This window comes from Streptomyces sp. Go-475 (genome assembly GCF_003330845.1).
In the GTDB taxonomy this organism is placed as follows: Bacteria; Actinomycetota; Actinomycetes; order Streptomycetales; family Streptomycetaceae; genus Streptomyces.
This window is the reverse complement of the sequence record NZ_CP026121.1, coordinates 5084263-5104157: the sequence shown is the minus strand read 5'-3', so window position 1 is coordinate 5104157 and position 19895 is coordinate 5084263. Positions and strand designations below refer to the sequence as shown.

19 protein-coding genes, 1 tRNA gene and 1 pseudogene are annotated in these 19895 nt (G+C 72.1%); 6 read left to right on the top strand and 15 right to left on the bottom strand.

What is annotated here, in order from left to right; translation table 11 throughout:
• Nucleotides 1–118: 118 nt before the first annotated feature.
• Nucleotides 119–1162 (bottom strand): polyprenyl synthetase family protein, encoded by a 1044-nt coding sequence (locus tag C1703_RS23585; protein ID WP_114254753.1) that lies wholly within the window; start codon nt 1160–1162, stop codon nt 119–121.
• Between the two features lie 374 nt (nt 1163–1536).
• On the opposite strand from C1703_RS23585, the gene C1703_RS23580 reads away from it, so the two are divergent.
• Both C1703_RS23580 and C1703_RS23575 read left to right on the top strand, forming a co-directional pair.
• On the top strand, nt 1537–2199 hold the full coding sequence (locus C1703_RS23580; RefSeq protein ID WP_114254752.1) for an HNH endonuclease family protein: 663 nt from the start codon (nt 1537–1539) through the stop codon (nt 2197–2199).
• Between the two features lie 225 nt (nt 2200–2424).
• Complete coding sequence (locus C1703_RS23575; protein WP_114257552.1) at nt 2425–2634, top strand: hypothetical protein; 210 nt, start codon at nt 2425–2427, stop codon at nt 2632–2634.
• Between the two features lie 55 nt (nt 2635–2689).
• On the opposite strand, the gene C1703_RS23570 is transcribed toward C1703_RS23575, so the two are convergent.
• A tRNA-Tyr gene (locus C1703_RS23570) sits at nt 2690–2771 on the bottom strand.
• Nucleotides 2772–2990: 219 nt separating this feature from the next.
• Between C1703_RS23570 and C1703_RS23565 the strand changes: the two genes are divergently transcribed.
• Nucleotides 2991–3479 (top strand): YajQ family cyclic di-GMP-binding protein, encoded by a 489-nt coding sequence (locus C1703_RS23565; RefSeq protein WP_031118816.1) that lies wholly within the window; start codon nt 2991–2993, stop codon nt 3477–3479.
• 106 nt (nt 3480–3585) lie between these two features.
• Here C1703_RS23565 and C1703_RS23560 read toward each other — a convergent pair whose 3' ends face one another.
• From C1703_RS23560 to C1703_RS23500, 13 genes and pseudogenes are all read right to left on the bottom strand, one after another.
• Nucleotides 3586–3852, bottom strand: a complete 267-nt coding sequence (locus C1703_RS23560) for a GlsB/YeaQ/YmgE family stress response membrane protein (protein ID WP_114254751.1) — start codon at nt 3850–3852, stop codon at nt 3586–3588.
• 321 nt (nt 3853–4173) lie between these two features.
• Nucleotides 4174–4566, bottom strand: coding sequence for a YccF domain-containing protein (locus C1703_RS23555; protein ID WP_114254750.1), 393 nt, complete (start codon nt 4564–4566; stop codon nt 4174–4176).
• Complete coding sequence (gene htpX, locus C1703_RS23550; RefSeq protein ID WP_114254749.1) at nt 4563–5426, bottom strand: zinc metalloprotease HtpX; 864 nt, start codon at nt 5424–5426, stop codon at nt 4563–4565. The genes C1703_RS23555 and htpX overlap by 4 nt, the downstream gene beginning before the upstream one ends.
• Before the next feature lie 254 nt (nt 5427–5680).
• Nucleotides 5681–7207 carry an NADH-quinone oxidoreductase subunit N gene (locus C1703_RS23545; RefSeq protein ID WP_114254748.1) on the bottom strand — a complete coding sequence of 509 codons (1527 nt, stop codon included), beginning with the start codon at nt 7205–7207 and terminating at the stop codon, nt 5681–5683.
• Nucleotides 7204–8778: an NADH-quinone oxidoreductase subunit M gene (locus C1703_RS23540; protein WP_114254747.1), complete on the bottom strand. Its 1575-nt coding sequence runs from the start codon at nt 8776–8778 to the stop codon at nt 7204–7206. Before C1703_RS23540 ends, C1703_RS23545 begins: the two co-directional genes overlap by 4 nt.
• A 6-nt stretch (nt 8779–8784) precedes the next feature.
• Nucleotides 8785–10779 carry an NADH-quinone oxidoreductase subunit L gene (locus C1703_RS23535; protein ID WP_114254746.1) on the bottom strand — a complete coding sequence of 665 codons (1995 nt, stop codon included), beginning with the start codon at nt 10777–10779 and terminating at the stop codon, nt 8785–8787.
• Nucleotides 10776–11174 carry an NADH-quinone oxidoreductase subunit NuoK gene (gene nuoK, locus C1703_RS23530; RefSeq protein ID WP_114254745.1) on the bottom strand — a complete coding sequence of 133 codons (399 nt, stop codon included), beginning with the start codon at nt 11172–11174 and terminating at the stop codon, nt 10776–10778. Before nuoK ends, C1703_RS23535 begins: the two co-directional genes overlap by 4 nt.
• Nucleotides 11174–11842, bottom strand: coding sequence for an NADH-quinone oxidoreductase subunit J (locus C1703_RS23525; RefSeq protein WP_114254744.1), 669 nt, complete (start codon nt 11840–11842; stop codon nt 11174–11176). The genes nuoK and C1703_RS23525 overlap by 1 nt, the downstream gene beginning before the upstream one ends.
• A complete protein-coding gene (locus C1703_RS23520; protein WP_114254743.1) occupies nt 11839–12531 on the bottom strand; it encodes an NADH-quinone oxidoreductase subunit I in 693 nt (230 codons plus the stop codon). The genes C1703_RS23525 and C1703_RS23520 overlap by 4 nt, the downstream gene beginning before the upstream one ends.
• 2 nt (nt 12532–12533) lie before the next feature.
• Nucleotides 12534–13502: a complex I subunit 1 family protein gene (locus tag C1703_RS23515; protein WP_114254742.1), complete on the bottom strand. Its 969-nt coding sequence runs from the start codon at nt 13500–13502 to the stop codon at nt 12534–12536.
• Nucleotides 13499–14948, bottom strand: a pseudogene (locus C1703_RS23510) (NADH-quinone oxidoreductase subunit C). The gene C1703_RS23515 and the pseudogene C1703_RS23510 overlap by 4 nt, the downstream one beginning before the upstream one ends.
• A complete protein-coding gene (locus C1703_RS23505; RefSeq protein WP_114254741.1) occupies nt 14945–15571 on the bottom strand; it encodes an NADH-quinone oxidoreductase subunit B in 627 nt (208 codons plus the stop codon). Before C1703_RS23505 ends, C1703_RS23510 begins: the two are co-directional and overlap by 4 nt.
• Nucleotides 15562–15969 carry an NADH-quinone oxidoreductase subunit A gene (locus tag C1703_RS23500; protein ID WP_010041427.1) on the bottom strand — a complete coding sequence of 136 codons (408 nt, stop codon included), beginning with the start codon at nt 15967–15969 and terminating at the stop codon, nt 15562–15564. The genes C1703_RS23505 and C1703_RS23500 overlap by 10 nt, the downstream gene beginning before the upstream one ends.
• Nucleotides 15970–16207: 238 nt before the next feature.
• On the opposite strand from C1703_RS23500, the gene C1703_RS23495 reads away from it, so the two are divergent.
• The 3 genes from C1703_RS23495 to C1703_RS23485 all read left to right on the top strand — a co-directional run bounded on the left by C1703_RS23495 (nt 16208) and on the right by C1703_RS23485 (nt 19809).
• Nucleotides 16208–17446, top strand: coding sequence for a sensor histidine kinase (locus C1703_RS23495; RefSeq protein WP_114254740.1), 1239 nt, complete (start codon nt 16208–16210; stop codon nt 17444–17446).
• Nucleotides 17447–17556: 110 nt separating this feature from the next.
• Nucleotides 17557–18918: a sensor histidine kinase gene (locus C1703_RS23490; RefSeq protein ID WP_114254739.1), complete on the top strand. Its 1362-nt coding sequence runs from the start codon at nt 17557–17559 to the stop codon at nt 18916–18918.
• A gap of 219 nt (nt 18919–19137) precedes the next feature.
• Nucleotides 19138–19809, top strand: a complete 672-nt coding sequence (locus C1703_RS23485) for a response regulator transcription factor (protein ID WP_114254738.1) — start codon at nt 19138–19140, stop codon at nt 19807–19809.
• The last annotated feature ends 86 nt before the right edge of the window (nt 19810–19895 follow it).

Sequence of the window (19895 nt, the reverse complement as noted above, 5' to 3'; positions counted from 1 at the left end):
ACGGCCATGGGCCGCCGCACAGACAACGGCCCACCCGGACCGAAGTCACGGCTTTTGTCCCCGACTGCCCGAGTGGCCGTACTTGTGGCGTCCTCGGCCGGGCGGGCAGGGGCCGGCGTCAGGACTCCCGGTGGGTCATCGCCCAGGCGATGTCCCGCAATTGCCGGTAGGTGTCGGGGGTGGGACGCGCCCACGACAGTGCCCGCAGCGCGGCCGACACCTGGCGGCGGGCCTCCTGCTCGGCGGCCTCGCGGCCACCGGCCTCCTCGACGAGCTCGCGCGCCAGGGCGACGTCCCGCTCGTCCAAGGGGTGCGTGGCGGCGTACAGCGTGCGCAGCCGCTCGGCCGCCGTGCCCTCGCCGCTCAGTGCCGCCACGACGGGCAGGGACTTCTTGCGCGCCGCGAGGTCCGCGCCCACCGGCTTGCCGCTGCGGGCCGTGCGGCCCCAGATGCCGAGGATGTCGTCGGCGCACTGGAAGGCCACGCCCAGTCGCCGCCCGAACTCCCGGAGTCCTCGTACCCGTTCGCCGTCCGCTCCGGCCAGGATGCCGCCGAGAGCGCACGAACACCCGATCAGCGAACCGGTCTTGCCCTCCGCCATGGCGAGGTACTGGGCCACCGACACCTTGGGCGCCGTCTCGAACGTCACATCGCGGCTCTGTCCCTCGACCAGCTCCAGCAGGGCCGTGACCAGCTCCTTCACCGCTTCCGCCGCCCGCGCCTGGGCCACGTCCGCGAGCACCCGCATCGCCGACACGAGCAGGGCGTCGCCGGTCAGCACCGCCGCCGGGGTGCCGAACACGGACCAGGCGGCGGGACGGTGGCGGCGCAGGGCGTCGCCGTCGATGACGTCGTCGTGCAGCAGGGTGAAGTCGTGCACCAACTCCACGGCGACCGCGCCCGGTACGGCGAGTTCCGGGCTGCCGCCGACCGCCGCGGCGGACAGCAGGGCCAGGGCCGGGCGGACCGATTTGCCCGTGCGGGACGCCGTCGCCATCGGGCTGCCGTCGGCCTCGCACCAGCCGCGGTGGTACCCCGCCACCCGGCTCTCGGCCGCCGGCAGTGCCGCCACGGCCGACCGGAGGGCCGGGTTCAGCAGGTCGTCGACCCAGCCCAGACGAGGAAACGTGCCGACCGGGGCCGGGTCGGTGATCTGCGCCATTACTGCTCCTCAGGACTCGAACAGGGACCGCGTACGGCAGTGACTGCCGGGCGCGCACCCGCCTCAGTCAATCGGTGGCCCCGTGCCCCGGAGAAGCCGCAGCGCACCGCCCACCCAAAGATCACTTGGCCGGACGAGCCCTACTACGGTGCGTCTAGCCGACGATCAGCCCATGCCACCGGGAAGTTGCGGACCGGACCACGACAGCGGAGGTCAGACCGCTCCCGGGGCAGGTGGGAGCACGCGGACGCCGCGGCCGACGTCAACCTCCGGCTGACGCCCGACAGCTGGGGCATCGTTTCTGCATACGACCGCCGAGTGATCTTCGTGCGCGTCCGACCGGACCGGTGGCGCCGGTCGCCGATGCTGCTCGCGTGATCGTTTCCCTGGCACGAGCCTGTGCTGCCGCCCTGCTCGGCACCGCCTGCACCTTCGCCCTGTCCTGTCCCGCGCACGCCGCGAAATCCCTGCCGCTGGACCAAGCCGTCGCCGCCCTGCCCCAGGCCGCCGAGTCCCGGGACGGCTACGAGCGGACCAGCTTCACGTACTGGAACGCCGGCGCCAACCCCGACGACGGCTGCGACACCCGCAACGAGGTGCTGATCACCGAGGCGGTCGAACCGCCCTCCACCGGACCGGGATGCAAGCTGAAGGGCGGCACCTGGTCGTCCTACTACGACGCCCGCCAGGTGACCTCGGCCGCGGCCATGGACGTCGACCACATGGTGCCGCTGCCGGAGGCCTGGGATTCGGGCGCCTCCCAGTGGACGGCCGCCCGCCGCGAGGCCTACGCCAACGACCTCGCGGACCCGCGCACCCTGGTGGCCGTCTCCGCCGCCGCACACCGCAGCAAGGCCGACCAGGACCCCGCCCAGTGGCTGCCGTCCAACACCAAGGCCACGTGCCGGTACATCGTCGAGTGGACGGCCGTGAAGCTGCGCTGGAGCCTCACCGCGGACACCGAGGAGCGCGAGTCCCTCGCCCGCCTCGCCGAGGCTTGCCCGGACACGACCGTCACGTATACGCCGGCGCCGTAGGCGGGGTGAGGGCAGGGGCCGGGGGCCGGCGGAGCCGGGTCGGGCGGTGTGACTTCGGCTCGGGCCGGCTGGGCTGGGTTGATCCGGCGCGGGCCGGTTGGCTCCGCTGATCCGCGGGGATAGTGCGATCGTCACCCTCGTCGACCTCGCGTCCGAGATCGTCGGCCACGCGATCAAGGGCCGCCGGCGACCGAGGCTCTGGCGCAGGTGGCCGAGGACGCCGGCATGACGCTGGTCGATCCGGCCATCGCGTTCGTCCTCAACCACTCCTCGGTGACCTCGGCCCTCATCGGCCCGCGCACCCTGCAGCATCTTGAGACACAACTGCCCGCGGCTGACGTGACCTTCGAGGCCGGGGTCCTGGAACCGGTGATCTCCGTCACGCTGCGGAGTCCACCGAGTTCAAGCTCGCGGGCTGATCTCTCGGCCCCATGACGAAAGGCCCGTGACCTGCGAAGAATCGCAGGTCACGGGCCTTTCGTTTCCCGTGTGGCGGCGCCAGGATTCGAACCTGGGAAGGCTGAGCCGGCAGATTTACAGTCTGCTCCCTTTGGCCGCTCGGGCACACCGCCGGGGTAGCTGCCCGGCGAGCCGCTTTTCGGCGGCGCTCCGTGGCAACGACGTAAACAATACCCGATGTGGAGGGGTGCTTCGCCACCCGATTGATCGGCGCCCGGAGGGCGGGGGGTGGCTAGGCTTGTCCGGATGCGGCCAGGGACCTGAACGGGCCCTGCGGCCGCCACGTACGCCGGTACGCACGACACGCACCCCGATACAAGGAGCCACAGGACATGGCCGACTCCAGTTTCGACATCGTCTCGAAGGTCGAGCGGCAGGAGGTCGACAACGCCCTCAACCAGGCCGCCAAGGAGATCTCGCAGCGCTACGACTTCAAGGGCGTGGGCGCCTCGATCGCGTGGTCCGGCGAGAAGATCCTCATGGAGGCGAACTCCGAGGAGCGGGTGAAGGCTGTCCTCGACGTCTTCCAGTCCAAGCTGATCAAGCGCGGCATCTCGCTGAAGGCTCTGGACGCGGGTGAGCCCCAGCTCTCCGGCAAGGAGTACAAGATCTTCGCGTCCATCAAGGAGGGCATCTCCCAGGAGAACGCGAAGAAGGTGGCGAAGACCATCCGCGACGAGGGCCCGAAGGGCGTGAAGGCGCAGGTGCAGGGCGAGGAACTGCGGGTCAGCTCCAAGAGCCGTGACGATCTGCAGGCCGTCATCGCCCTGCTGAAGGGCAAGGACTTCGACTTCGCGATGCAGTTCGTGAACTACCGGTAGGACCGTTCGGGTCCCCTGGGTTCCACGCTCTGCACGGGTACGAGGAAGGGTGGGCGCCTGTCGGTGCCCACCCTTCTCGCCTGCTGGCTGCGGTCCGTGCGCGCGGTCAATCGCGCGAGTGGCCGAACAGGAGGCGGTAGGCGATCAGGAGGACGAGCGATCCGCCGATCGCCGCGGCCCAGGTGGCGCCGTCGTAGAAGTCCTTGGTGATCGGGTGGTCCATCCAGCGGGCCGATATCCAGCCGCCGATGAACGCGCCCGCGATGCCGATCAGGGTCGTGCCGATGAGGCCGCCCGGGTCGCGCCCCGGCAGCAGGAACTTCGCGATGGCTCCGGCCAACAGTCCCAGGATGATCCAGCTGATGATGGTCATGCCGTGAACCTGCCCTTTCACGCTGTGCCCGCACTGTCCCGGCCGTGTGATCTTGCTCCCGGCAGGCCGTGCTCGTGCGTCGTACGTCGGGCGTCCCGTGTGCGTCGTCCTTGCCGCGCGCGGTCACGCCGTCTTGCTGGGGAGGACGTCCCTGGGATGCCCGCCGGTTGCGCTGATCACGGGGTGTGGCGCGTGGCAGGTCACTCGGGTCGGCAACTGCTCGGTCGCGGCCATGGGTTCATCATGCAGGCCGGCGCCGGAAGCCGGGCGGGCCTGTGGACAACCGCCCGATTGTGGAAACCGGGCTGCCTGGGCGCGGAGTCAGCGCACCGCGAACGGCTCGTCCGTCCGCACGATGTCGCGGCCCAGGGGGAGCAGCGAGACCGGGATGAGCTTGAAGTTGGCGATGCCCAGCGGGATGCCGATGATCGTGACGCACAGGGCGATGCCGGTGGCGATGTGGCCGAGGGTCAGCCACCAGCCCGCGAGCACCAGCCACAGCACGTTGCCGACGCAGGAGGGGGCGCCCGCGTCCCGGCGCTCGACCGTCGTGTACCCGAAGGGCCACAGGGCGTAGACGCCGATGCGGAACGCCGCGATGCCGAACGGGATGCCGATGATCGTGATGCAGAGGAGCAGGCCCGCGAGCATGTAGGCGAGGAACAGCCAGAAGCCGCTGAAGACGAGCCATATGACGTTCAGGATGGTCTTCACTGGTTGCCACCTGCCATCTTCTCGAGCCGGGCGATGCGGTCCGCCATCGGCGGGTGTGTGGAGAACATCTTCGAGAGGCCCTGCCCGGGCCGGAACGGGTTGGCGATCATCATGTGGCTGGCGGTCTCGATCCGGGGCTCGGGCGGCAGCGGGAGCTGCTTCGTGCCCAGTTCGAGCTTGCGCAGGGCGCTGGCCAGGGCGAGCGGGTCGCCCGTGAGCTGGGCGCCGGAGGCGTCCGCCTGGTACTCCCGGGAGCGGCTGATGGCGAGTTGGATCAGGGAGGCGGCGAGCGGGCCCAGGAGCATGATCAGCAGCATGCCGAGCAGGCCGGGGCCGTCGTCGTCGTCGGAGCGCCCGATCGGGATCAGCCAGGCGAAGTTGACCAGGAACATGATCACGGAGGCGAGGGCGCCGGCGACCGACGAGATGAGGATGTCGCGGTTGTAGACGTGGCTGAGCTCGTGGCCGATGACGCCGCGCAGCTCGCGCTCGTCCAGGAGGCGCAGGATGCCGTCGGTGCAGCACACGGCCGCGTTGCGTGGATTGCGGCCCGTCGCGAAGGCGTTGGGCGCCTCCGTCGGGGAGATGTACAGGCGCGGCATGGGCTGGCGGGCCTGCGTGGAGAGCTCGCGGACCATGCGGTAGAGCCCCGGGGCCTCGAACTCGCTCACCGGGCGGGCGCGCATCGCGCGGAGCGCCAGCTTGTCGCTGTTCCAGTACGCGTACGCGTTGGTGCCCAGCGCTACCAGGACGGCGATGACGAGCCCCATGCGGCCGAAGAAGCTGCCGATGACGATGATGAGTGCGGACAGTCCTCCGAGGAGGACTGCTGTCCTGAGCCCGTTGTGCCGGCGGTGCACGGTACGCCCTCCAAGTGGTGCGGCAGGGGGACCCTTGCTTGCTGCGGTGCCACTGGTGCCGTGGTGTCACGTCCAGTGGACCCTCCCGTACTGGTCAACGCCAGGCGGGAGGTACGAGTTCCCTTGTGCGCGCGGGGCCGGCCGTGGACCGTACGGGTGACGGCCGTGGACGCGCCACGCACGCGTGCGGGGCCGAGTTCCCACACGCGCGTGGCGAAAGCGTGCCCGGTGTGGCTGCCGGGGTCGGACCGGGGTCAGAAGAGGCCGGTGTCGGTGAAGCGCAGGACCAGCTGGGGGGCTCCGGACAGGGCGATGCCGAGGACGCCGGTCAGGGCGATCGCGGCGGTGAGGGGGGCGGGAACGCGGTGCTTCGCGGTCTCGCCCTCGGGGGCGGCGCGGAAGAGCAGGGCCGTCCACTGGAGGTAGTAGAACAGCGCGATGACGACGTTCACGGCCATGACCACGGCCAGCCAGCCGAGGCCGGCGTCGACGGCCGCCGAGAAGACGGCGACCTTGGCGAAGAGGCCGATGACGCCCGGGGGCAGCCCGGCGAGGCAGAGCAGGAAGAACGCCAGGAGCAGCGCGGACAGCGGGCTAGACGCGTACAGGCCGCGGTAGTCGGCGACGCGGTTGAGGGACTTCGTCCGGCCGACGAGCGCGGCCACGGCGAAGGCGCCGAGGTTCACGGCGCCGTACATCAGGGCGTAGGCGACGGTGGAGCCGATGGACTTCTCGGCGTCCCCGGAGTACGCGGCGGCCGCGATCGGCACCAGGAGGTAGCCGGCCTGGCCGACGGAGGACCAGGCGAGCAGGCGTACCGCGCTGTACGCGCGCGTGGCCTGCTGGCGGAGGGCTCCGACGTTGCCGACGGTCATGGTGAGCGCGGCCAGGGCGGCCAGAGCGGGGCCCCAGACGTCGGCGTACGACGGGAGGGCCACGACCGTGACGAGGATCAGGCCGCTGAAGCCGACCGCCTTGCCGATGACCGACAGGTAGGCGGCGATCGGCAGGGGCGCGCCCACGTAGGTGTCGGGGACCCAGAAGTGGAAGGGCACGGCGGCGGTCTTGAAGGCGAAGCCGACGAGGGTGAGGACGACTCCGGTGTCGGCGAGCGTGTGGAGCTGGCCGTCGACGCCCTGGATGCGGTCGGCGACCTGGGTCAGGTAGAGGGTGCCGGTGGAGGCGTACAGGAAGCTGATGCCCATGAGGCTGACCGCGGTGGCGGTGACCGAGGACAGGAAGAACTTCAGGGCCGCTTCGGAGGACCTCCGGTCGCCGTACTTGAGGCCGACCAGCGCGAAGGCGGGCAGGGACGCGACCTCCAGGGCGACGATCAGGGTGGCGAGGTCGCGGGAGGCGGGCAGGAGGGCGGCTCCGGCCGCGGAGGACAGCAGCAGGAACCAGTACTCCCCCTCCGGCAGCGCCTTGCGGGCGTCCTTCAGGGCGGTGACCGACAGCAGGGCGGCGAGGAGGGCGCCGCCGAGGACCAGGAACTGGATGACCAGGGTGAAGCGGTCGGCCGTGTAGCTGCACACGGCGGCGTCGCCGGTCAGGCAGAAGGTGCTGCGGTCGCCGTCCAGGAGGGGCAGCAGCATCAGCGTGGCGGCGGCCAGGCCCGCCACCGACGTCCAGCCGAGGAGCGCCTTGCGGTGCTCGGCGACGAACAGGTCGGCGACCAGGACGGCGAGTGCGACGACCGCCGCGATGGTGGGCGGCGCGATGGCGAGCCAGTCGACGGACTGGACGAGCGAGGCGGCCAGGGGCTGGGCCGGGGAGCTCATCGGGTGCCTCCTGCGAGGAGCTGCTGGACGGCCGGGTCGCTCAGGCCGAGGAGGGCCTTGGGCCACAGGCCCGCGACGACGGTGAGGACGACGAGCGGGGTCCAGGCCGCGAACTCGTACGAGCGGACGTCGGTGAGCCGGGGCGCGTCCTGGGGCAGGGCGCCCATGCAGACGCGCCGGACGACAGTCAGCAGGTACGCGGCCGTCAGCAGCGTCCCGAACGCGCCGATCGCCATGAAGGTGAGGAAGGCGGGGCGGCTGAGGCCGTCGGCGGGCCGGAACGCGCCGAACAGGGCGAGCATCTCGCCCCAGAAGCCGGCCAGGCCCGGCAGGCCGAGCGAGGCCACGGCGGCGAAGGCGAGGAGGCCGCCCAGGCGCGGGGCCTTGCCGTACAGGGCGGCGCCGGTCTCCTCGGCGAGGGTGTCGAGGTCGGTGGTGCCGGTGCGGTCCTTCAGGGCGCCGACCAGGAAGAAGAGCAGGCCGGTGATGAGGCCGTGGGCGATGTTGGCGAAGAGGGCGCCGTTCACGCCGGTCGGGGTCATCGTGGCGATGCCGAGCAGGACGAAGCCCATGTGGCCGACGGAGGAGTAGGCGATGAGGCGCTTGAGGTCGCCCTTCGCGCCCTGCTTGGCGAGGGCGAGGCAGGCGAGGGATCCGTAGATGATGCCGACGACGGCCAGGGCGGCGAGGTAGGGGGCGAAGGTGCGGAAGCCGTCCGGCGCGATGGGGAGCAGGATCCGGACGAAGCCGTACGTACCCATCTTCAGCAGGACGCCCGCCAGCAGGACCGAGCCGACGGTCGGGGCGGCGGTGTGGGCGTCGGGGAGCCAGCTGTGCAGCGGCCACATCGGCGTCTTCACGGCGAGCCCGATCCCGATCGCCAGAACGGCGATGACCTGCACTGACGTGGTCAGCGACCGGCCGTTGTCAGTGGCGAGTGCCATCATGTCGAACGTGCCCGCCTTGAGCCCGATCAGGAGCAGGCCGAGCAGCATGACCACGGATCCGAGCAGCGTGTAGAGGATGAACCGCCACGCGGCCTGGCTCCGGCCCTCGCCGCCCCAGCGGGCGATGAGGAAGTACATCGGGATGAGGACCATCTCGAAGGCGAGGAAGAACAGCAGCAGGTCGAGGACGGCGAAGGTCGCCAGCGTGCCGGACTCGAGGACGAGCAGCAGGGCGACGAAGGCCTTCGGGGTCGGGCCTTCGGGCATCTTGAAGTACGAGTAGAGCGCGCAGAGGAAGGTCAGCAGCGCGGTCAGGACCAGAAGGGGGAGGGAGATGCCGTCGATGCCGAGGTGGATGCGTACGTCGAGCGCGGGGATCCAGCTGATGTCGGTGCTGGCCTGCATCTTCGACGGCTGGTCGTGGTCGAAGCCGAGCGCGAGGACGATCGCCGCGATGAGGACGGCGCCGGTGACGGTGACGCCGTGCCGCAGCACGGCCTGCTCGGGCGACTTCCCCTTCAGCCCGGGCGGTGCCGGCAGGAGAGCCGCGGCGGCGCCGAGGAGCGGGCCGACGACGACGAATGCCAGAAGGAACTGCATCACGGACTCGTTGATATCGATCACGCCTGCTCACGCTCCCGTGGCGACGAGGACGACGGCGACCGCGAGGACGACGGTGCCGGCGAGCAGCGCGCTCACATAGGTCTGGACGTTGCCGGTCTGGGCGCGCCGTACGGCGGTGCCGAGCCAGCGGGGCAGCGCGCCCGCACCGCGCACGTAGGTCTCGACGACCTCGCGGTCGAGGAACCGGACGAGGCTCGCCCCGGCCAGGACCGGGCGGACGAAGAGGGCCGTGTACAGGGCGTCCAGGTGGAAGCCGGCGGCCGCGTGCCGGTGCAGGGGGCCGAGCAGCAGCCGTCCCGGGTCGGCGGGGTCGGGTGCGTGGGCGATGTCGCCGTAGGCCGGTTCGTGCGTGGCGATGGCTTCCGCCTCGACCCGGGCGGCGTCGCCCTCGGGGTGGGCCGCGACCGCGCCGAGGGGGACGCGGGCGGTGAGCGCGGTGGTGTGCCGCCAGGCGGCGTAGGTGACGATGCCACCGACCAGGGCCACGCCCGTGCCGAGCACGGAGGTGGTCAGGGTCGGGCTGAGGTCACGGCCGTCGAACCAGTCGGGCAGCAGGCGGAACGCGAACCCGCCGAGGGCCAGGGAGGGGACGGCCAGCACCCACAGCACGACGGTCATCGTCAGCGGCTGCCTGCCGTGGTCGGGGGCTTCGGCGCCCCGGCCCCGGAAGGCCAGCAGCCACAGGCGCATCGCGTAGGCGGCGGTGAGCACGGCCGTGAGCAGACCGGCGACGAGGACGATCCAGCCCGCTGCGGCGGGAGCGTGCTCGGTGTGCCCGGTGACGACGTGCTCGGCGACGCCGAGGACGGCCTCCTTGGAGAAGAAGCCGCTGAAGGGCGGGATCGCGGCGAGCGCGAGGAGCGCCACGGTCATCGTCCAGTAGGCGTCCGGGATGCGGTCGCGCAGGTTCCGCATGCGGGACATCGCGGCGAGGGAGTTGGTGCCGGCGGCATGGATGATCACGCCGGCCGCGAGGAACAGCAGCGCCTTGAAGGCGCCGTGGGACAGGAGGTGGAAGACGGCGGCTCCGCGGTCGCCGGCGGCGAGGGCGCCGGACATGTAACCGAGCTGGCCGATCGTCGAGTAGGCGAGGACGCGCTTGATGTCGTCCTGGGCGAGCGCGGCGAGCGCCGAGCCGGCCATCGTGACGGCGGCCATGACGGCGAGGACGATCATCGCGGCCTGGGAGGCCTCGAAGAGCGGGAGGAGACGGGCGATGAAGTAGACACCGGCGGCGACCATCGTCGCGGCGTGGATCAGCGCGGAGACGGGGGTCGGGCCCGCCATCGCGTCGGGGAGCCAGGTGTGCAGCGGGAACTGCGCCGACTTGCCCGCCACGCCCGCGAGGAGCAGCAGGGCGATGAGGGTCGGGTGGTCGAGCGAGCCGCTCGCGACGGCGCCGAGGACCCGGGTGATGCGGAAGGAGCCGGCGTCGGTGGCCAGGGCGAACAGGCCGATGAGGAAGGGGACGTCGCCGAGCTTGGTGACCAGGAAGGCCTTGAGGGAGGCGGCGCGTGCCTCCGGGGTCTCCCAGTAGTGGCCGACCAGGAAGTAGGAGCAGATGCCCATGACTTCCCAGCCGACCAGCAGCACCATCAGGTCGCCGGAGTAGACGACCAGCAGCATCGCGGAGGTGAACAGGGAGACGAGGGCGGCGTACGAGGGGTAGCGCGGGTCGTCGCGCAGGTAGCCCGTCGAGTAGATCTGCACGCAGGAGGCGACCAGGCCGACCAGGACGGCGACGAGGGCGGCGAAGCCGTCGACGTGCAGGGCGAGTTCGATCGGGACGGAGCCGGTGGGGGTCAGTTCCGTGGCCGCGTCGACGGCCGCGTCGCCGCCCTGGCGTACGGCGACCAGCGCGGCGAGCACCAGGGCGGTGAGCGTCGGCAGGACGGCGAGCGGGCGGACGAAGCCGGGGGCCGTGCGGCCCAGGAGCAGGCCGGCGACGGCGCCGAGGAACGGAAGGAGGGGGACGAGGACGGCGAGGGTGGTCGTGGTCACGCGGTGGCCTCAGCCTTCTGGGCCTCGCCGGACTGCTCGGCGGCGAGGGCGTCGCCGTCGGGGCCGTCGGGGTCGTGCCGCTCGGAGGTGTCGCGGAGCTTGTCGATGTCCGCGGTGCCGCGGTTGCGGTGCACGGCGAGGACGATCGCCAGGCCGATGCCGATCTCGGCGGCGGCGATGGCGATGGTGAACAGGGTCAGGGCCTGGCCGGAGTGCAGGGTCTCCTCGGCGGTCCTGCTGAGCCAGACGTCGAAGGCGACCAGGTTGAGGTTGACGGCGTTGAGCATCAGTTCGACCGACATCAGGACCAGGATCGCGTTGCGGCGGGCGAGGACGCCGTACAGGCCCGTGCAGAAGAGGAGGGCGGAGAGCACGGCGGGATAGGCGAGGTGCATCAGCGGGTCCCTTCCGTGTCGCGCCGGGTGTCGCGCCGGGTGTCCGTGTCGCCCGCGGTGGTGGCGTCGGCGGCGGTGGCGGCGTCGGCCTTGGCCTTGCGGGACAGGACGATCGCGCCGACCAGGGCGGCGAGGAGGAGGACGGAGAGGGCCTCGAAGGGGAGGACCCAGTTCTGGAAGAGGCTCGCGCCGGTGGCCTCGGTGGACCCGGCGGCGGGGCCGTCCAGGTCGATCCAGGTGGTGCGGAAGGCGTCGACGACGACCCAGACCAGGGCGGCAGCGGCGGCGACGGCCACGGTCAGGGCGGCCCAGCGGTTGCCGGAGTCCGCGTCCGGGGAGCGGCCGATGGGGGCCCGGGTCAGCATCAGGCCGAACAGGAGGAGGACGACGACGGAACCGACGTAGATGAGGACCTGCACCCAGGCGATGAACTCGGCGGTGAGCAGGAGGTACTCGACGGCCAGGCCGCCGAGGGTCACCACCAGCCAGAGGGCGGCGTGCACGAGCTGCCGGGTGGTGACCGTGACGATCGCGGCGCCGAAGGTGACCAGGCCGACGAGGAGAAAGGCGATCTCGACGCCGGTCGGGGAGAGGAAGCCGTGGGTCTCGGCGGCGGCCGTGGTGGTCGGGCCCGTCGCGAGGATGCCGGCGGTTGCGGCGAGGGTCATTCCCGTCCCTCCTGCCCCGTGGGGCGGTCCGGCTTCGGCTGGTCCGGCTTCGGCTGGTCCGGCTTCGGCTGGTCCGTCTGCTGCTTGGAGGCGCCGTGCGGGCGGGTGGGGCGCTCGGCTGCCCGGGCCTGCTCGTCGGCGTGCGGTTCGGTGACCGGCGGGGCCTGCTGGGCGGCCAGCTTCTCGGCGGCCTTGCGGGCGGCGGCGAGTTCCTTCGGCTCCTCCGCGCCGGGGTCGAGGGCCGGCGGGGCCGGGACGGTCCACATCCACTCGCGGAGCTTGTCGCGCTCGTGGGTGAGGTCGCGGATGTCGGTCTCGGCGTACTCGAACTCCGGGGACCAGAACAGGGCGTCGAAAGGACAGACCTCGATGCAGATACCGCAGTACATGCACAGGGAGAAGTCGATGGCGAAGCGGTCGAGGACGTTGCGGCTGCGTTCCCGGCCGCCCGGGGCCGCCGGCGGGACGGTCTCCTTGTGGGAGTCGATGTAGATGCACCAGTCCGGGCACTCGCGGGCGCACAGCATGCAGACCGTGCAGTTCTCCTCGAACAGGCCGATCACACCGCGGGTACGGGGCGGGAGGTCGGGCTGGGCGTCCGGGTACTGCGCGGTGACGGACTTCTTCGTCATCGTGCGGAGGGTGACGGCCAGGCCCTTGGCCAGGCCGCTTCCTGGAATGGGGGCCATGGTTACTGGATCACCACCTTGACGATGCCGGTGAGGGCGATCTGGGCGAGGGCGAGGGGGACGAGGAGCGTCCAGGCGAGCTTCTGGAGCTGGTCCTCGCGCAGGCGCGGGTAGGTGACGCGCAGCCAGATGACGAGGAAGGCGAGGACGGCGGTCTTCAGCAGGGTCCAGACCCAGCCGAGGCCGTCGGCGCCCCAGGGGCCGTGCCAGCCGCCCAGGAAGAGGACGGTGGTCAGACCGCACAGGACGACGATCCCGGCGTACTCGGCGAGGAGGAACAGGGCGAAACGGAGGCCGGTGTACTCGGTGTAGGCGCCGAAGATGATCTCCGAGTCGGCGACGGGCATGTCGAAGGGCGGGCGCTGGAGTTCGGCGAGGCCGGCCACGAAGAAGACGATCGCGCCGACGATCTGCCAGGGCAGCCACCACCACTCGAAGGCGTCGAGGATGCCGGGGAGCGAGACGGTGCCGGCCGCCATCGCCACCGAGGCGGCGGTGAGCAGCATCGGCAGTTCGTAGGCGAGGAGCTGGGCGGCGGTGCGCAGGCCGCCGAGGAGGGAGAACTTGTTCGCGGACGCCCAGCCGGCCATGAGCGAGCCGAGGACGCCGACGCCCATGACGGCCAGCACGAAGAAGACGCCCGCGTCGATGACCTGCCCGACGGCTCCCTCGTCGGGGCCGATCGGGATGGCGAGCAGGACGAGGAGGTAGGGCAGGAGGGCGACGGCGGGCGCCAGTTGGAAGATGCGGCGGTCGGCGCCGGCCGGGACGACGTCCTCCTTCTGCGCGAACTTCACGCCGTCGGCGATCAGCTGGGCCCAGCCGTGGAAGCCGCCGGCGTACATGGGGCCGAGGCGGCCCTGCATGTGGGCCATGACCTTGTGCTCGGTCTGGCCGATGATCAGGGGGAAGGTGAGGAAGACGACGAAGACGATCAGGAGTCGCAGGGCGACGTCGAGCACGTCGTTCACCGCGGGCCTCCTGTGGGGTCGGTGGGGTCGGCGGGGTCCGTGGGACCTGCGGGACCTGTGGGGTTTTCGGGGTCGTCGTCGGCGGGCTCCGCCGAAGGCGCGGTGGTCTTCGGGCGCTCGGGCGGCTCCTGGTCGGGCGACGGCTCGGGGGCCGGCAGCGGCGCGGCCTCCGGGGACGGTTCGGGTTCCGGTTCGTCGAAGGCCGGGCGGGCGTGGTGCCAGGGGGCGTCCGAGCTGCGCGGGGCGCTGCCCGGCCGGCTGTCACGGCGCCTGTCGGAGCCGCTGTCGCCGTCGCCGTGGTCGGACGCGGCGCGCTGACTCGCGCTGCCCTCCGACGCGGTGCGCGCCCGGCGCGGGCCGGCCGGGCTGTCCGACGGTGTCCGCTGGGAGGCCGAGCCTTCACTCGCACTCCGCGCGCGACGCGGCCGCACCGACGGAGTCGAGTCCCCAGCCCGGGCAGCCGAGGCCTCGGCCTCCGGAGTCGAGGGTGCAGTCTCCGCGGCCGAAGGCCCGGCCTCCGCGGCCGAAGGCCCGGCCTCCGCGGTCGAAGGCCCGGTTTCCGCGGTCGCGGGCCCAGTGTCCCCGGCCGGCGACTCCGGCCCGGTTGCCCCGGCAGCGGTCTGGCTCGCCGAGCCTCCCGCCGCCGTACGAGCGCGACGCGGCGCGGTCGGGGACGGCGTGGCCGTGCCACCGGCAACGGCGTCACCGGCGACGGTGTCACGGGCAGCGGCGTCACCGGCAGCGGCCTGGCTCGCCGAGCCCTCCGATGCCGTGCGTGTCCGCCGTACCGGGCGCTCGCCCGCGGGGCGGGCCGTGCGGGCGGGCGGTCGCCGGCCGGGCGGCCGCGCCGCGGGCCGGGCGGGCGGGGGCCGGGGGGAGTTGGCCCTTCAGGGGGCCCCACTCGTTCGGGTCGGGGACGCCGGGCGGGAGCATCTGGCGGCGCTTGGGGCCGCCGTGTTCCGACTCGCCGGGTTCCTTGGCGCCGGGCCAGGCCTTGGCGACGCGGGCGGCCAGGACGAAGTCCTTGCGCAGCGGGTGGCCTTCGAAGTTCTCGGGCAGGAGCAGGTGGTCCAGCGCCGGGTGGCCTTCGAAGGTGACGCCGAACATCTCGTGCGTCTCGCGTTCGTGCCAGGCGGCGCCCGCGTACACCCCGACCGCCGAGGGCAGGGTGGGGGTCTCGTGCGGGACGGTCGTCCGCATGAGGAGACGGCGCAGCGGGGACAGGGCGGCGACGTGTGCCGTGACGCGGAAGCCCGTGCCCGGTTCGTCGACCGCGCTGAGCCAGTCGAAGTACGTGCAGCCGAGCCGGTCGCGCGCGGTCTCCAGGGCGGAGATCCAGTTCGCCGGGGGTACGTCGACCGTCAGGACCTCGTACGCCTCCTCGGCCGTGGCGTCCGGGCCGAAGAGTTCCTCGACGTCGGCGGGGAGCCAGCCGACCGCGGTCATCGTCCCTCCCCCGGCGTCGAGTCGGAGCCGGGCGCTGGGGCCGGCGGCTGCACCAGACCGCTCTGCAACGCCGCTGCGGAAGGGCGGGCGCCGCCGCTGCCGTACCGCTCGCCCAGCGACTCGCGGGCGATCTTCTCCTGGAGCTTGAGGATGCCCTGGAGCAGTGCCTCGGGCCGGGGCGGGCAGCCGGGGACGTAGACGTCGACGGGGATGATCTGGTCGACGCCCTTGGTGACGGAGTAGGAGTCCCAGTAGGGGCCGCCGCAGTTGCTGCACGCGCCGAAGGAGATGACGTACTTGGGTTCCGGCATCTGCTCGTAGAGGCGCTTCACCGCCGGCGCCATCTTGTCCGTGACCGTGCCGGACACCACCATCAGGTCGGCCTGGCGGGGGCCCGGCGCGAACGGGATGACACCGAGACGGATGAAGTCGTGGCGGGCCATCGACGCGGCGATGAACTCGATGGCGCAGCAGGCGAGGCCGAAGTTGAAGACCCAGAGCGAGTAGCGGCGCCCCCAGTTGAGGATCACCTTCATCGGCTCGGGCGCGAGGCGCGCGAGGGCGCCGAGCCGCTTCGGCTCGGGAAGCAGCACGGGCTCGGTACCGGCGGGGGTCACGTCCATGCCAGGACGCCCTTCTTGTATGCGTAGAGCAGGCCCACGGCCAGGAAGCCGAGGAAGATGAACATCTCGACCAGGGTCGTCGCGCCGTAGCCGGGGGCGGCGAAGACGGTCGCCCAGGGGAACAGGAAGATCGAGTCGACGGCGAAGATCACGTAGAGGAAGGCGTAGACGTAGTAGCGGACCTGGGTGTGGGCCCAGCCCTCGCCGACGGGGTCGACGCCGCACTCGTACGTCAGGAGCTTCTCGGGTGTGGGGACGACGGGCCGCAGCAGGCGGCCGGCCCCGAAGGCGACGGCGACGAACAGCACGCCGACGACGGCGAGCAGTCCGACGACCGAATAGGACTGGAAGTAGTCCGCCGCGACGACGGTCGTGGTGACGACGGTCGGTTCCGGCACGTCCGTCCCTCGCTCCCTGAAACTCGGACTGGATCCTGTGACGAGACCGCGGCGCCCCGGTCCGGCCGGGAACACGGACGCCGCTGTTCGACGATCTGTACGCACGGGAGTCTAGGCCCTGATAAAGGCAGGGTAAGCAGCCCGTCACGCCCCGGCACGCGGGGGTGGGGTTTTCCTCAGGCGATCCTGGCGGGGCACCTCATGGCGCGGTTGCCCGCCGCCGGGCACGCTAACGCATATGACCCAACGCATCCCGCCCGCGGGCACCGGTCCGGCCGTGACGGCGGCCGGACCGGACGACCGTCCGCCGCCGGCCCGTCTCGCCTACGACCGGCACACCTGGAAGGAGATCGCGCACCTCCTGGCGAACCTTCCGGCCTCGCTGCTCGGATTCACCTACGTCGTCACGATGCTGTCCACCGGTTTCGGGCTGACCGTCACGGTGGTCGGCTTCCCGCTGCTCGCGGCCGGGCTCATGGGCGCGCGGCAGCTGGGCAGGCTGGAGCGGGCGCGGGCCAGGGCGCTGCTCGGGGTGCGGGTGGACGAGCCGAGCCGGCTGCGGCTGCGCGGCGGGGGCGGCTTCTTCCAGCGGTTGTGGATGCAGCTGAAGGACCCGGTGGGCTGGCGCACGGTCCTGTACGAGTTCATCCGGCTGCCGTGGGGCGTCCTCACCTTCACCATCACGCTGACCTCGCTGTTCGTGCTGTGGCCGGTGCTGCCGTTCATCGCGCGGGGACTGACCGACGCCGACCGGGCCATGGTCCGGGGGCTGCTGTCGCCCTCCGACGAACTGGAGCGGCGCATCGCCGAGCTGGAGTCGGACCGGGGGGTGGTGGTCGACACGGCGGCGGCCGACCTGCGGCGCATCGAGCGGGATCTGCACGACGGGGCGCAGGCCCGGCTGGTGGCGTTGGCCATGGGTCTCGGCCTGGCCAAGGAGAAGGTGCTGGAGGACCCCGACGCGGCGGCCGCGATGGTCGAGGAGGCGCACGGCGAGGTGAAGCTGGCGCTCCAGGAGCTGCGGGACCTGGCCCGCGGGATCCACCCGGCGGTGCTGACCGACCGCGGCCTGGACGCGGCGCTGTCCTCGGTCGCCTCGCGCTGCACGGTGCCGGTGAAGGTGACGGTCGACCTGCCCGCGCGGCCCGCCGCGGCCATCGAGGGCATCGCCTACTTCACCGTCTCGGAACTGCTGCAGAACGTCAGCAAGCACAGCCGGGCGAAGTCGGCGTCGGTGGAGGTGTGGCGGACGGCCGACCGGCTGCTCATCCAGGTGTGGGACGACGGCCGCGGAGGCGCGCGCCTCGACGGCGGTACGGGGATGAGGGGCCTGGCCGACCGGCTGGACGCCGTCGACGGCCTGTTCGTCCTGGAGTCGCCCGAGGGCGGCCCGACGACGGTCACGGCGGAACTGCCCTGGCGCGACCGCACGGACACCCAGGAGGCGTCGGCGAACGGGCCCGGGGTCCGGAGGTAGGGAAAACCCCCCGTCCGAGACGCCGACGGACTCCATGGTCCGCCGACCTGCGGCGGAGCAGGGTGGAGGTACGAGGGAACAGCCGCAGGACGAGGAGAAGGACGACGCCGATGGCCACGGAGTACGGACAGGGGTACGGGCTCGACAGCGGGCCCGGGTTCCCCGCGAGCACCGAACGGCGGCACCGGCTGCCCGCCGCGCTGCGGGCGCCCGTCGAGGGCCGCACCTGGCGCGAGCTCGGATATGTGCTGCTCAGCCTCCCGATCAGCATCCTGCTGTTCACCTACGCGGTCACGATGGTGTCGCTCGGGGCGGGCCTGCTGGTGACGTTCCTCGGCATACCGGTGCTGGCGGCGGCGCTCGCCGGCTGCCGCGGACTGGGGGCGCTGGAGCGGACGCGGGCGCGGGCGCTGCTGGGCCTGGAGGTGGCCGAGCCGGAGCCGCTGCGGATGAAGAAGCCGGGCGCCATGGCGTGGATGGGTGCCGTCCTCAAGAGCGGTGCCTCGTGGCGGGCCCTGCTGTACTCGGTGCTGCACCTGCCCTGGGCGGTGTTCTCGTTCGTCGTCTCCGTGAACGTCTGGGCGCTGGGCTGGGGGCTGCTGACGTACCCGCTGTGGTTCTGGGTGTTCCCGACGTACGCCGGTCAGGACGGGATCCAGCTGTACGGCGACGAGACGCACCGGGTCTACCTCGACAACCCCTTCGAGATCACGGTGACCGCGCTGGTGGGTCTGCTGCTGACGATCGCCACGCCGTGGATCGTGCGGGCGCTGACGATGGTGGACCGGCTGCTGGTGCACGGGCTGCTCGGGCCGTCGCGGCTGGCCTCGCGGGTGGTGGAGCTGGAGTCGGACCGGGGGGTCGTGGTGGACACGGCCGCGGCGGACCTGCGGCGCATCGAGCGGGATCTGCACGACGGGGCGCAGGCCCGGCTGGTGGCGTTGGCCATGGATCTGGGGCTGGCGAAGGAGAAGCTCCACGAGGATCCACAGGCGGCCCAGCGGATGGTGGACGAGGCGCACGGCGAGGTGAAGACGGCGCTGCAGGAGCTGCGGGACCTGGCCCGGGGCATCCACCCTGCGGTGCTGACCGACCGCGGCCTGGACGCGGCGCTGTCCTCGGTCGCCTCGCGGTGCACCGTGCCGGTGCAGGTCGAGGTCGATCTGGCGGAGCGGCCCGCGCCGGCGATCGAGGGGATCGCGTACTTCACGGTCTCGGAGCTGCTGCAGAACGTCAGCAAGCACGCGCGGGCGACCTGGGCGGGCGTGGAGGTGTGGCGGACGGAGAACCGGCTGATGCTGCAGGTCGTGGACAACGGCGTGGGCGGGGCGGACACGTCCCGCGGGTCCGGCCTCGCGGGGCTGGTGGAGCGGCTCGACGCGGTGGACGGGATCCTGGTGGTGGACTCGCCGGCGGGCGGTCCGACCCGGGTGACGGCGGAGCTGCCGTGGCGGGGGCAGCACGTGCGGTGATCGAGACGGCGGCCCGGCTCCAGGGCCGCGGTGACCGGCCGGGGGGCACCGCCCTCCGGCCCTTTCCACGCCCGCCACCACCCGAATCGGTCAGTCGAGAAGCCGGTCCCGCCCCCATGGACCGCCCGGGCCTGAAATGCTGGACCCGTCGCACGGGTGGGCGCGCAGCCGTCATGGGCTGCGGACGGGCGGCGTCGGGCTGTGGGGGGCCGAAAGAACGTGGAGGACAGGGTGCGGGTGGTCATCGCCGAGGATTCCGTGCTGCTCAGGGAGGGCCTGACCCGGCTGCTGACCGACCGCGGGCACGAGGTCGTCGCCGGGGTCGGTGACGGCGAGGCGCTGATCAAGACCATCACGGAGCTGGACGCCCAGGGCGAGCTGCCGGACGTGGTCGTGGCCGACGTGCGGATGCCGCCGACGCACACCGACGAGGGGGTCCGGGCGGCGGTGCAGCTGCGCAAGGCGCACCCGGGGCTCGGTGTGCTCGTGCTGTCGCAGTACGTGGAGGAGCGCTACGCCACGGAGCTGCTCGGCGCGTCCAGCCGGGGCGTCGGCTACCTGCTGAAGGACCGGGTGGCCGAGGTGCGGGAGTTCGTGGACGCGGTGGTGCGGGTGGCCGGGGGCGGGACGGCCCTGGACCCGGAGGTCGTCGCGCAGCTGCTGGGCCGCAGCCGCAAACAGGACGTGCTGGCGGGGCTCACCCCGCGGGAGCGCGAGGTGCTGGGGCTGATGGCCGAGGGGCGGACGAACTCGGCGATCGCCCGGCAGCTGGTGGTGAGCGACGGGGCGGTCGAGAAGCACGTCAGCAACATCTTCCTCAAGCTGGGGCTGTCCCCGAGCGAGGGCGACCACCGCCGGGTCCTGGCCGTGCTGACGTACCTGAATTCATGAAACTCCTGACATGTGTGTCAGGGCGCTCGAACGTCTCAAAGTCGTGTCCAACATGCGAATGACCCGAAGAACGCGACCCTTGCGGT